Source organism: Butyrivibrio sp. INlla16 (genome assembly GCF_900104155.1).
Lineage (GTDB): Bacteria > Bacillota > Clostridia > Lachnospirales > Lachnospiraceae > Butyrivibrio.
The window spans coordinates 13,669-26,447 of record NZ_FMYB01000040.1 but is presented as its reverse complement, the minus strand read 5'-3'; the positions used below and the strand labels follow the sequence as shown (position 1 = coordinate 26,447).

Sequence of the window (12,779 nt, the reverse complement as noted above, 5' to 3'; positions counted from 1 at the left end):
ATCCTCCGGATTTAATTATCTTTGGTCATAATCATAGGTGAAATGATCGCAGGTGTAGTACTGATGCGATGTGCAAACGCCGCCCGAGAAGAACAAAAGCTGCACATCCGCATAGGCATGATCATCGGAATATAGGTAGTTATTCTCAGTATCACCGTTTACATACAGAATCCTGTATATTGCACTTGCGGGACTGTATAAAAATACTCCGTCAGAGGTTTCCACAGTAAATTCATTTTCTGAATCTCCGACAAATTCTGTGATCACTCCATGATCGGAAATCATCATATAGGAGCAGTTTGAAGAAACTGCCTGATCAAGCATTTCCGTGGCGCCAAGTGAATGAAGCTGACGTACAAGGCTGGGGTCGGAATAAACAGCAGTGTCACCTCTTACCGAAATGGTGAAGGTTTTATTGGAGTTATTCAGCTGCAGCATCATTAGTTGAGTGTACAGGTCATCATTTCCTTCGCACATCGAAGCCAGTTCTGCATTGTAATCCCCGATGTAATCATTCCATTTTTCATATCCGGAATCCTCTCTGTGATCCGGGAGAGGACAGTTCTGTGCTATGAAATCTCCGAGGCAGGAAGTGACTTTTCTGCTGCCAAGTACATTCAGGTGACCGGCATCCTCCATATCGGTATTGACATCAATTATTCCGGGAATCTCGAGCATATTGAGTGAAGGGACACCATATTCCGCAGCTATTTGAGTCGCAGTATGAGCAGCTGCCTGATTATCATACATGGCAAGGAATGGAAGGGTTACTACCACAACCTGAATGTTTCTGCTCTGACATTCTTCAATGATCCTTCGAAGATAAGCGGTTCCGACGGTTTCCTGTTCAAGAGTCCCTGCCTGAAAATCGGTGTAGGTATATTCCTGAGAGTGGATGCCATATTCCATAACCGCTCCCATCATGCGATTTACGTTAGCATCCTTTGTAAAGCGCTTGAAGTCGTCTGCCTCAAGCTCCTTCCATCTGTCGTGATAGACAATGAAGTCAGCTAAATAAGGGTATTTTTCGTCTCTGTCTTGAAACATATCGTTTATGGCGTGATATTTTGTTCTGCTTAAGGGAAAACGATCAATATTGAGATGAAGCTCATCGCTGCTTACATTTGCCTCGGGATCATCTATGTATCTGATATTGTTTTCCAGCATATACGAATCGACAACCATCAGCTTAGGAGTGCAGTAATCGAGAGCAAGCATCATCTGCCAATAGCTTGAAAGAAGAACGCTTCCGTAGCCGCCGAGGTTGTAGGAAGTATATCCGTAATCCTCAAATAGCTGCAGAGGATTGATTCCGTTTATGACATGAGAGGAACCAAGGAAAAATGCATCGATATGATCCTTTTTGGCCTCCTCGAAAAACTCCTGATTTTTATTGAAGCTGGATTTGCGCTCTACAAGAAGTGACATACAGATAAAACAAACGCAGAGAATAGCGAGAAACACTGCTGTTTTTATGAAAAGTGAGAGCTTTTTATTCACGTTATTTCCTCCCCAAAGGTAATACGGATTTCCGTTAACGAAAAAAATGAATTCGAATCGGAAATTCCACGCTTTATTGTATCATAAAAATCCTTAGGAAAAACCAATCTGATAGCAAATAAAGATTGTATTTGCCTTAAGTAATGAGCTATAATATTTTCAGTGTTTTGTTAACAATATTTACGAAAGGTGGTACAAACTATGCCATTAGTTACAACGACTGATATGTTCAAAAAAGCATATGATGGTGGATATGCTGTTGGTGCCTTCAATATCAACAACATGGAGTTCATTCAGGCTATTACAGAGGCTTGTGACGAGCTCAAGTCCCCCGTTATCCTTCAGTGCTCTGCAGGAGCAATCAAGTATGCACAGTTCCCTTACCTTGTAAACATGGTTAAGGCAGCTGCTGAGTCAACATCTATTCCGATCGCTCTTCACCTTGATCACGGTGCAAGCTTCGAAATTTGTAAGGAGTGTATCGACAACGGATTCACATCTGTTATGATCGATGCTTCTTCAAAGCCTTACGAAGAGAACATCGAGCTCTCCAAGAAGGTTGCTGATTACGCTCATTCAAAGGGCTGCACAGTAGAGGCTGAGCTTGGTACTCTTTCAGGTGTTGAGGATGATGTAAACGTTGCTGATGATGCAGCACAGTATACAAATCCTGATCAGGTTGAGGATTTCATGAAGCGTACAGGCGTTGATTCACTGGCTATCGCTATCGGAACAAGCCACGGTGCATTCAAGTTTAAGCCCGGCCAGGATCCCAAGCTTCGTCTTGATATCCTTGAGGAAGTTGTTAAGAGACTTCCCGGATTCCCGATCGTTCTTCACGGTTCTTCAGCAGTTCCTCAGAAGTTCGTTGGAATCATCAATGCTAACGGCGGCGCTATGAAGGATGCTATCGGTATTCCGGATGAGCAGCTTCGTGCAGCAGCTAAGAGTGCAGTCTGCAAGATCAACATCGACTCCGATCTTCGTCTTGGTATGACAGCAGGTATCCGTCAGCACTTCGCTGAGCATCCTGAGCACTTCGATCCTCGTCAGTATCTTGGCGACGGCCGCGCTTATGTTAAGGAAATCGTTCACGACAAGATCATCAACGTTCTTGGTTCTGACGGTAAGGCTTGATAAAAGCGAATATATAAAATGTAAAGCTGCCATGGGTTTTCCTGTGGCAGCTTTTTTATATTTTACTGTTTCTTAATATTATTTTTTCAATATATCGTGTAAAATTAGTATATCATCCTATGCCTTCCCGTAAGGGAAACGACGGATGAGGGGAATAGGGAGGTTAATAAAATGCACAACCAGCTTACAAAAAAAGACATCGAGGACATGGAGGCGGAGATAGAGCACCGCAAGGCCGTTGTCAGAAAGGAGCTCCTTGAGGATGTAAAGGAAGCAAGAGCCCAGGGAGACTTAAGCGAGAATTTTGAATATTATGCGGCAAAGAAAGCTAAAAATGCCAATGAGAGCAGAATCAGATTTCTTGAGAGAATGATAAAGACCGCTGAGATAATAGATGACTCCAGTAAGGAGGATGAAGTAGGAATGAATAAGACCGTCACAGTGCGGCTGGAGGATGACGGATCGGAAGCTACTTATAAGATAGTTACCACCATGAGAGGAAATGCTTTAAAGGGCCTTATCAGTATAGAATCTCCCATGGGGAAACAGCTTCTCGGACATAAAGTGGGAGACAAGCTCACTATAGAAGTAAACAGTGACTACAGCTATGACATAACTATCCTGAAGATAGAGAACACGGAACTGACAGAAGAAGATAAGCTAAGAGACTTTTAAGGAGGAAGAAATATGGGACTTCATGTATTCCAACCTGTTGAATTGGATGAAATATTGGAAGGTGCTTTTAAATTCGGAGGCGATACCTGGGCACTGCTTACAGCGGGAAATGAAGAAAAAGCCAATACCATGACGATATCCTGGGGCGGTATAACGCATATCTGGGATAAAACCTGTGCCATTATTTATGTTCGTGAGTCCAGATATACAAAGGAATTCATTGATGCCCAGAAGAAGTTTTCACTTTCATTTCTTCATCATGACACATATAAATCTCTTAAGAAATATCTTGGTTCTGTATCCGGAAGAGATGAGGACAAGATAAAGAATGCAAAGCTTAATGTGAACTTTGATGACGGTGTTCCGTTTATAGACGAGGCAGATAATGTCATTATATGCAGGGTGCTGTATAAGCAGCTTATGAAGGAAGAATGCTTTGTTAACGGAAGATTGATTGCCGATTATTACGCAAAGGGTGATTATCACTATTATTATATAGCTGAGATCAAAAAGGTAATGATTCGATGAAAGCAGCAAATATAGCATCCTTCGAAGAAATAGGAAAATTTATTTTTCTTTCTGACGAGCCAACTCCGGCAGATATTATTCTTATTCCCGGGGCACCGCTGCAGGAACTTGCCTTTCACGGAGCAGAACTGTGGAAAAAAGGTTTTGCACCAAAGATACTTGTCACCGGAAAATTTTATATGACTTATGAGAGTCTTGAGGATGAGTTTAACAGATATTCTGCAAGTAACGGGGACAGGGACGGAGCTGTAACGGAGGCAGAGTTTCTTACTAAGCTCATGATAAGAGAGGGTGTCGATAAGGATGCAGTAATCCTTGAAGAGGAATCAACAAACACTTTTGAGAATGCGAAGTTTTCCAGAAGAATAATAGAAGAGGATCTGAAAGAGGAAAATATACGCCACATAATCCTTTGCTGTCAGGCGTTTCATGCAAGGAGAGCGCTCATGACTTTTCAGTCGGAGCTTCGTGACATCAGGATAACCGTATGTCCTGTTGTTACAAGGGGAATATGTATAGATACATGGATGGATAATTTGAAAAGTTATAATCTGGTATTGTCTGAGTTTTCCAAATGCGGAGAGTATTTTAAAGGAGACAGAATGTACGAACTCAGATAAAGATTTTTAAGTGCACTATTTTATGAGGGGATAATATGCGTAGTGCAATAAAGTCAAAGTGGACAGTGCCGATAGCCATTGTCATACTTTTTGCTGTTTTGATATTAATGGTGAACAGCATTCAGAGCAGATTCATATACAGCGATCGCATGGTTCAGCTGACAACTTATTATTCGCAGCTGGAGTCTATTATTTCGACCAGATTTACGAGATATTATAAGCTCCTTCGAAGCTGGTCATATCATCTTGAACACGAGAAATCATCAGGGATAGAAGATTTCAATTCTTACATTTCCACAGAAAAGAGAATATGGGACGTCGAGCAGATATACCTGTTTGATGAAGAGGGAAACTATCTGGATACGGAAGGTAATATAGGTTCGATTGATGAGAACAAGGACTTTATCAATCGCCTTAAAACCGTAGGGGATAAGCAGGTTTCCCACATAATTGGTACAAACGGTAAGCGTCTGGACCTTTTTGTGTTAAGTGTAAAGCCCGGAAAATATGAGGGTGTCACTTATCGCGCAATTGGTATGGGGCTTGATTCCTATCAGATGAAGAGCCGGCTCTCTGTAAAGAGAAGTGACATGGCCGGATCTTTGAACTACCTGGTAGATAAAAGCGGAAATCTGATAATCACCTCTGTAAAGCAATCTCAGGAAATAGAAAACATTGTCGATTACATTTCGGAAAACGGCGAGGTTTTGTATGATCCCATCGGAAAAGGCTTCAGGGCAGAAATTGAAAGCCGTTTGACCGGTGTTATTGTCATGGAACTGGATGAGATAGCTTACTATATAACTTTTATGCCCTGCGGAATTGATGACAGCATGCTTGTATGCCTTACTCCGGCAAATGCTGTAGATAAGAATATTTCTCAGGTAAAAATGATCAACAATATACTGCTTATTGTGGCATTTGCTATTGTTCTAATTGTCATTATGGTGATAGTTCGTTATTTGTCTGTTCAGGAAATGCTTGTTGTTGCCAATTCCGCGAATGAAACAAAGACAAGGTTTCTTGCCAACATGTCCCATGATTTCAGGACACCTATGAACGCATTGGCGGGATATCTGACCCTTATGAAAGAAAATGCAGATGACCCCGATAAAGTCCGGGAATACGGAGAAAAGGCCGAGTATGCTCATCGCAATATGCTCAATATGATCAACTGCGTGCTTGATCTAAGCAAGATGGAAGAAGGAGGCGACGAGGTCAGGTATGAGAGATTTTATCTGAGTGATGTTCTTAACAGAGTCGGGCAGGAGATGGGAGCGCTTGCGGATAACAAAAGGCTGAAGCTTACGATAGACAGAGGTAAGGTCAAAGAGGATATATTTGTCGGTGATGATCTTAAGCTTGAGATAATTCTTAAGAACATAATTCAGAATGCTGTAACTTACACAGAGAATGACGGAATCATTAATGTTGATATCACTCCCGAAAATGAAGAAGATACCGAGAGGCTTATGCTCAGATTCGAGATCAAGGACAACGGAATCGGGATGGGCAGTGAATTTTTGGAGCACATTTTTGAGCCCTTCAAAAGGGAACAGAGGAAAAATGCAAGCAAGGAACAGGGTACAGGTCTTGGACTTACGGTAACCAAAAAGATGGTTGAATCGCTTGGCGGAACCATTAATGTTGAGAGCAAGATTAATGAGGGCAGTATCTTTACCGTGAGACTGGCCTTTGATATAGCGCCCAAAACCGAACTGGATGAGATAAGAGAGATTGAAGAGGTTTTGGAAAACGGAAATATGCAGGATGATTCCGGGGATGAGAATACATTTGAGGGGATGCGTTTCCTTGCGGCAGAGGATAATGAGCTGAATGCGGAAATACTTACAGAAATACTTAAAATGCAGGGCGCAGCGCTTGTGGACGTAGCTGAGGACGGTGAAAAAGCTGTAGAAGCATTCAAAGAAAAGGGTGAAGGCTACTATGACATGGTTCTAATGGATATTCAAATGCCAAACATGGATGGCTACCAGGCCGCTATGACCATTAGGGCGATGAAGGATGAGGGCAGGAAGGATGCAGGCAAGATTCCGATTATAGCGATGAGTGCAAACGCATTTAAGGATGATATAGAAAAAACCAGTGAGTCGGGGATGGATGCACATATACCAAAGCCGATTGATTTAAAGCTTTTTGAGAATACGGTCAAAGCACTTAAGGTCAGGGGGCACGAGAGCCTATGAGTGATAATAAAGAAAAAGCACAGGACAAAAAAATCCGGTGCAAGGAATGGTTTTTTGATTATGTTATAAAACAAAACAGAACGGTAGCTGCTATTTTCTCAGCAAAGGATTTTAAGGTTGAATTTCTGACTGATAATGCTGAGGAAATTCTTGGCGTGGACAGAGAACTCATTTACAAGGACATCAGAAATCTTATAGATTTGGGAGTGAGGGTAGAGGAAGAGATTCCGCCTTCGGACGACACTATTAAAAAGGTTCCGATGGGACAGACTATAGAGGCCGAAGTATTAGAAGCACATAATCAGAAAACAGGAGAGACAAAATATTTCAGAGGCAGCATTAACCACACAGATATGGACGGAGGCGACAACTTCCTTCTGATTTGGGTGGATATTACAGAGGAGATCCAAAGAAAGCGCCAGATGGAGGATATGATTGAGGTTGCTAATGCCGCTAATGAGGCAAAAACGAGCTTCCTCGCAAATATGTCCCATGATTTCAGAACGCCCATGAATGCCATAACAAACTTTAATCTTCTGATTGCCAAGAACTCAGACAATCCACAGAAAGTCAGGGATTATACACACAAAATCGGACTTGCGTGTCAGAATCTTCTTTCGCTTTTGAACGATGTTCTTGACATGAGTAAGATTGAAAGCGGAAAAGCAAATATTCACAATGAAGAATTTGCGCTGGGGCTTCTTTTGGAAGAGGTCAATTCCGTTGTGGCTTTTCAGGCTAAAAGTAAACAATTGGATTATCAGATAAAATCCGGATCAATGCCCCAGGATCGTTTTGTCGGCGACAAAAAAAGAATTAATGAGGTGCTTGTAAATATTCTTGGAAATGCGGTCAAATATACACCGACAGGCGGAAGAATTGTCTTTTCCGTATCAGAAGAAAAGTGCACCAGCGGGGATTACTGGGATGTGCGTTTTTCAGTAAGAGATAACGGAATAGGAATGAGCAAGGATTTTCAGGAAAAGCTGTTTGATGCCTTTACCAGAGAGGAGAGAAAGGAGACTTCTGGAATTCAGGGCACAGGTCTTGGAATGGCCATAACCAAGAGTCTGGTACAGATGATGGGCGGAACCATTTCGGTAGACTCCGAGGAGGGCCGGGGATCCACCTTCGTAATAACCCTGAGACTTCAGAGTATCAGACATGAGGCGGATGATTTCTGGGAAAAGAACAAAATCCGCAGATTACTTGTAATTGACGAAGATATAGATGAGTGCCATAACATAGAGACAGTATTTGAGGATACGGGGGTAGAAGTCCTTATCTGCTCGAGCGGATACAAGGCAATTAAGCTCATAGATGCAGGTGATGAGGAAGATAAGAGCATTGATGTTATTGTTTTTTGCATGCAGATAAGGAGCCTTAGCTGCTTTGAGGTCGCATCATATCTCAAGGAAAAGCCGCTTAAACATAAGCCTGTTTTTATCCTGTTAACTGATGACTGGGAAGAAATTGCGGCTGAGGCTAGGGAGGCCGGAATATATGATTTCCTGCAAAGGCCGTTTTTCCTATCTACTTTCCGTCAACTCATGGAAAATGTTGTATGCAGGGTTGGTACGGAAAAGGAAAAGCAACTTGAAAAACCGCTTAAGGGAATAAGGCTTTTGGCAGCAGAGGATAATGATATAAATGCAGACATACTTTCAGAGCTAATGAACATGGAAGGTGCTGTGATCGAGAGGGCATCCAACGGCAGGGAAGCTGTGGAGATGTTTGAAAAGGCAGAGCCCGGATATTATGACATGATTCTTATGGATATTCAGATGCCATTCCTTAACGGATATCAGGCGACGGCAGCAATAAGGAAACTGGACAAGGAGGATGCCTCACAAATACCGATAATTGCTATGACTGCGAACGCCTATGCCGATGATGTGCAGAGAGCACTTGATGCGGGAATGAATGCACATGTGTCAAAGCCCATAGATATGAAGGTTGTGGAGGCTACAATTTTGTCATTAAAAACAAATATGCAGTCGACATAGAGATTATTAAATGATAAAATTACACTATTGTGAACGTATATTAATAAGATAGTGGAGCAAATAGTAAGATGAAGAAAGCATTGATCATAGGTGCCGGTCCGGCCGGACTTACGGCAGCATATGAGTTATTGGAAAAAACCAACGATATAGAAGTTGTTGTCCTTGAGGAGACAGACAAGTTCGGCGGTATTTCCAGAACGGTTGAGTATAAAGGAAACCGTATGGACATGGGAGGACACAGATTTTTCTCCAAGGTCCCTGAAGTTAATGAATGGTGGGATAATATGCTCCCCAGACAGGGAAGCCCGTCCTATGATGATATAGTTTTAAAACGTCCGTCTACTGTTGTAAAGGGCGGTCCCGATCCTGAGACAGAGGATAGGGTTATGCTTAGAAGAAATCGTATTTCACGTATTTTCTTTAACGGCAAATTTTTTGATTATCCCATAACACTGAAGGTTGAGACTTTCACGAACATGGGACTCGGCACAACTATCGTAGCAGGCTTTTCATACATAAAGGCGATGCTCTTTAAGCGTAAAGAGAATTCACTTGAAGATTTCTATGTAAATCGTTTCGGTAAGAAGCTTTACTCAATGTTCTTTGAGCACTACACAGCTAACCTCTGGGGCAGACATCCTTCCGAGATCGATCCCAGCTGGGGAGCTCAGCGCGTTAAAGGTGTCTCCATAATGGCGGTTCTTGCCAATGCATTTAAGAAAAAGAGCGGCAAGACAGGCGGAAAGGTTGAGACATCTCTTATCGAAGAGTTCAGCTATCCGAAGCTCGGTCCCGGACAGCTCTGGGACGTAACCGCATCCGAAATTCAGAAAAAGGGCGGTACCATAATTACAGGTGCCAAGGTTACCAAGATTAATAAGGATGGAGAACATCTCACAGGTGTTACTTATGTGAAGGATGGACAGAATGTCACCATAGAGGGTGATTACATAATAAGCTCCATGCCTATAAAGGATCTCGTGGCAGGAATGAATGATGTTCCCGCTGATCCTGCAAGAATCGCAGCAGGACTTCCTTACAGAGATTACATGACACTGGGTGTTCTTATTCCGCATCTTAATCTCGAGAATAAGACAAGCACCAAAACAATTGGAAACATCGTTCCGGATAACTGGGTATATGTTCATGATCGCAGCGTATCTATGGGACGTTTCCAGATCTACAACAACTGGTCACCTTATCTTGTTAAGGATATTGATAATACCGTATGGATGGGTCTTGAGTATTTCTGCAACGAAGGCGATTCCATGTGGAGTATGACAGATGATGAGTTTGCCAAGATGGCAATCAAGGAGATGGTTAAGATCAACCTCATCGATGAGGAAAAAGAGGTTCTTGATTATCATGTAGAGCGTGTTAAAAAGGCATATCCGGCTTACTTTGACACCTATGATGAGATGGACACACTTGTAGATTATCTCAACACCATCGACAACCTTTTCTGCGTTGGACGTAACGGACAGCACAGATACAACAATATAGACCACTCAATGTGCACTTCTTTTGAAACTGTAAAGAATATTCTTTCAGGCACACGCGACAGGAGCAACATCTGGAGTGTTAATACAGAGAAAGAATATCATGAATCCACGGAGGCAAAGAATCCAGAGGACGAAGAGATAGAAATAGACTGATTTTATACGGGCGCCAATTACAGTATTGGCGTCCGTTTTTAAAAGATGAGGGTAAAAGGAGGCAGAAACAATGATCAACTACACAAAGATTACAGATGAAACTTACTGGGTTGGAGGAAGCGACAGAAGACTCTCAAGATTTGAGAATATCTTCCCTCTTGAGGATGGCGTATCTTACAACAGCTATGTGATTGCGGATGAAAACACAGCGCTTTTTGATACGGCCGATATTTCAATCTCCGATCAGTTTTTGGAGAATGTAGCCGGTGTTCTCGGTGATAAGAAGCTTGATTATCTGATCATTAATCATATGGAGCCTGACCACTGCTCACAGATAGCTACTGTTGTTGCTATGTATCCTGAGGTAACGCTGGTTGGTAATGCTAAAACTTTCACTTTCCTGTCACAGTTTTTCCCGGAGCTCGGCGCTCAGAGTAAAATCACTGTTGCTGAAGGAGATACCCTTGAGCTTGGTAAGCACACGCTGACCTTTGTAATGGCACCTATGGTGCACTGGCCGGAAGCAATGTTTACCTATGACAAGGCAACCGGAGCATTGTTTAGTGCTGATGCATTCGGTACTTTCGGTGCAATAGATGCGGGAATTTTTGCGGATGAATATGATTTCGAGAAGAAATTCCTTGACGAGGCCAGAAGGTACTATGCTAATATTGTTGGCAAATACGGTATGCAGGTTCAGGCAGTTCTTAAGAAGGCCGCAGCCATCGACATTAAATATATCTGTCCGCTTCATGGTCCGATCTGGAGAGAGAATATAGCATGGTTTATAGATAAATATCAGAAGTGGAGCACCTATACTCCCGAGGATGACGAAATTGTTGTCATTTACGGAAGTCTCTACGGACATACAGAGAGTGCGGCGCAGAGAGCAGCAGCCATGATTCGTGAAAAGAGCGGAAAGAAGGTCAGTGTTTATGACGTATCACAGACCCATCCTTCAAAGCTGATATCCGAGGTTTGGCGCTGCGGCAAGATTGTACTGTTTTGTCCTACATATAATAACGGAATATATATTCCTATGGAGAACTTCCTGTCAGACTGCCAGGCGCTTACAGTTCAGAACAGAATATTCGCACTTGCGCAAAACGGAACCTGGGCACCTGCTTCAGGTAAACTCATGACAGAGAAGCTTCAGACTCTTAAAAATGTAACTATAGTAGAGCCTGTTCTCACGATCAAGAGTGCACTTCATGTGACAGATGAACCGGAGCTTGAAGCCTTCGTGACAGCTGTCGTTGAAGCATAAATCTATGAACGCGTATGGGGGCGTGTTCGGAAACTACTAATTTTTTAAGACCTTCACGTATACAGCCTAAAGAGGCTGATATAAGGAGGCAAGGAGGAGTAATGAAAGAGTTTTTGAAAAGAAAGAATATCGTAATCTCCGGAAAGAAATACGGTATCGAGGCACTGTCTGCAATGGCGCAGGGATTGTTTGCGTCGCTGCTGATTGGAACAATTCTTAACACCATTGGCACACAGTGCGGACTTGCGTGGTTATCCGAGATTGGTAAGTATGCTTCGTCGATGAGCGGAGCAGCTATGGCCGTAGCGATTGGTTATGCGCTACAGGCACCGCCCCTTGTACTTTTTTCACTTGTAACGGTTGGATATGCAGCTAATGCTCTGGGAAGTACAACACTTTCGGGTGGATCCGGAGCCGGTGGCCCGCTTGCTGTTCTTTTCATAGCAATAATTGCCGCTGAGTTCGGAAAAGCGGTATCCAAAGAAACAAAGGTAGATATTCTTGTAACCCCGATAGTGACTATTCTTGTGGGTGTAGGGCTTGCAGCCTTAATTGCTCCTGCTATAGGAACTGCAGCTTCCTCAGTCGGAGGCGTGGTTATGTGGGCTACGGAGCAGCAGCCGTTCCTCATGGGAATCATTGTTTCCGTGGTTGTGGGAATTGCTCTTACTTTACCTATTTCCTCTGCAGCAATCTGCGCAGCACTTGGACTTACTGGTCTTGCGGGAGGAGCTGCCGTAGCAGGATGCTGTGCACAGATGGTCGGTTTCGCCTTCATGTCATTTAAAGAAAATAAATGGGGTGGTCTCATTTCACAGGGAATCGGAACATCAATGCTTCAGATGGGAAACATTGTTAAAAATCCTAAGATCTGGATTGCACCGATTCTTACCAGTGCGATTACAGGACCTATCGCGACCTGCGTTTTCCACCTTCAGATGAACGATCCCGCAAGTGCGGTTGCTTCCGGAATGGGAACCTGCGGACTTGTCGGACAGATCGGTGTTTATGCCGGATGGGTAAACGATGTTGCTACAGGAGCAAAGGCAGGCATTACCGGATTTGACTGGCTGGGCCTTGTGCTTATCTGCTTTGTCCTTCCTGCAGTTCTTACATGCATTTTCGGAGCATTTTTCAGAAAAATCGGCTGGATTGGTGAGGGTGACCTTAAATTATCATAATAA

Annotated in this window: 10 protein-coding genes; 9 read left to right on the top strand and 1 reads right to left on the bottom strand. The window is 43.0% G+C overall.

The annotated features are described in order from the left end of the window. Positions 1-15 precede the first annotated feature (15 nt). Entirely contained in the window at positions 16-1,500 is a 1,485-nt protein-coding gene (locus tag BLR42_RS16155; RefSeq protein WP_091871280.1) for an SGNH/GDSL hydrolase family protein, read from the bottom strand. Positions 1,501-1,701: 201 nt separating this feature from the next. On the opposite strand from BLR42_RS16155, the gene fba reads away from it, so the two are divergent. The 9 genes from fba to BLR42_RS16110 all read left to right on the top strand — a co-directional run bounded on the left by fba (position 1,702) and on the right by BLR42_RS16110 (position 12,776). Next, positions 1,702-2,637, top strand: coding sequence for a class II fructose-1,6-bisphosphate aldolase (gene fba, locus BLR42_RS16150; protein WP_026526196.1), 936 nt, complete (start codon positions 1,702-1,704; stop codon positions 2,635-2,637). Positions 2,638-2,808: 171 nt separating this feature from the next. Further along, positions 2,809-3,312 (top strand): transcription elongation factor GreA, encoded by a 504-nt coding sequence (greA, locus tag BLR42_RS16145; protein ID WP_022761739.1) that lies wholly within the window; start codon positions 2,809-2,811, stop codon positions 3,310-3,312. Positions 3,313-3,324: 12 nt separating this feature from the next. Further along, positions 3,325-3,840, top strand: coding sequence for a flavin reductase (locus tag BLR42_RS16140; protein WP_091871278.1), 516 nt, complete (start codon positions 3,325-3,327; stop codon positions 3,838-3,840). Continuing rightward, on the top strand, positions 3,837-4,460 hold the full coding sequence (locus tag BLR42_RS16135) for a YdcF family protein (RefSeq protein ID WP_091871275.1): 624 nt from the start codon (positions 3,837-3,839) through the stop codon (positions 4,458-4,460). The genes BLR42_RS16140 and BLR42_RS16135 overlap by 4 nt, the downstream gene beginning before the upstream one ends. A 35-nt stretch (positions 4,461-4,495) precedes the next feature. Further along, positions 4,496-6,667 carry a hybrid sensor histidine kinase/response regulator gene (locus BLR42_RS16130; protein ID WP_091871273.1) on the top strand — a complete coding sequence of 724 codons (2,172 nt, stop codon included), beginning with the start codon at positions 4,496-4,498 and terminating at the stop codon, positions 6,665-6,667. Continuing rightward, entirely contained in the window at positions 6,664-8,673 is a 2,010-nt protein-coding gene (locus BLR42_RS16125) for a hybrid sensor histidine kinase/response regulator (protein WP_091871270.1), read from the top strand. The genes BLR42_RS16130 and BLR42_RS16125 overlap by 4 nt, the downstream gene beginning before the upstream one ends. Before the next feature lie 68 nt (positions 8,674-8,741). Next, the gene (locus tag BLR42_RS16120; RefSeq protein WP_091871269.1) at positions 8,742-10,328 is read left to right on the top strand and encodes an NAD(P)/FAD-dependent oxidoreductase; all 1,587 of its coding nucleotides are present in this window, start codon (positions 8,742-8,744) and stop codon (positions 10,326-10,328) included. A gap of 70 nt (positions 10,329-10,398) precedes the next feature. Then, positions 10,399-11,595 (top strand): FprA family A-type flavoprotein, encoded by a 1,197-nt coding sequence (locus BLR42_RS16115; protein ID WP_091871267.1) that lies wholly within the window; start codon positions 10,399-10,401, stop codon positions 11,593-11,595. A gap of 101 nt (positions 11,596-11,696) precedes the next feature. Further along, positions 11,697-12,776 carry a PTS sugar transporter subunit IIC gene (locus BLR42_RS16110; protein WP_091871264.1) on the top strand — a complete coding sequence of 360 codons (1,080 nt, stop codon included), beginning with the start codon at positions 11,697-11,699 and terminating at the stop codon, positions 12,774-12,776. Positions 12,777-12,779: the final 3 nt, after the last annotated feature.

What these genes read in the sequence shown, in the direction of transcription:
- BLR42_RS16120 (WP_091871269.1), top strand. Translation starts at nt 8,742, where the DNA reads ATGAAGAAAGCATTGATCATAGGTGCCGGTCCGGCCGGACTTACGGCA.
- BLR42_RS16115 (WP_091871267.1), top strand. Translation starts at nt 10,399, where the DNA reads ATGATCAACTACACAAAGATTACAGATGAAACTTACTGGGTTGGAGGA.
- fba (WP_026526196.1), top strand. Translation starts at nt 1,702, where the DNA reads ATGCCATTAGTTACAACGACTGATATGTTCAAAAAAGCATATGATGGT.
- greA (WP_022761739.1), top strand. Translation starts at nt 2,809, where the DNA reads ATGCACAACCAGCTTACAAAAAAAGACATCGAGGACATGGAGGCGGAG.
- BLR42_RS16135 (WP_091871275.1), top strand. Translation starts at nt 3,837, where the DNA reads ATGAAAGCAGCAAATATAGCATCCTTCGAAGAAATAGGAAAATTTATT.
- BLR42_RS16140 (WP_091871278.1), top strand. Translation starts at nt 3,325, where the DNA reads ATGGGACTTCATGTATTCCAACCTGTTGAATTGGATGAAATATTGGAA.
- BLR42_RS16130 (WP_091871273.1), top strand. Translation starts at nt 4,496, where the DNA reads ATGCGTAGTGCAATAAAGTCAAAGTGGACAGTGCCGATAGCCATTGTC.
- BLR42_RS16125 (WP_091871270.1), top strand. Translation starts at nt 6,664, where the DNA reads ATGAGTGATAATAAAGAAAAAGCACAGGACAAAAAAATCCGGTGCAAG.
- BLR42_RS16110 (WP_091871264.1), top strand. Translation starts at nt 11,697, where the DNA reads ATGAAAGAGTTTTTGAAAAGAAAGAATATCGTAATCTCCGGAAAGAAA.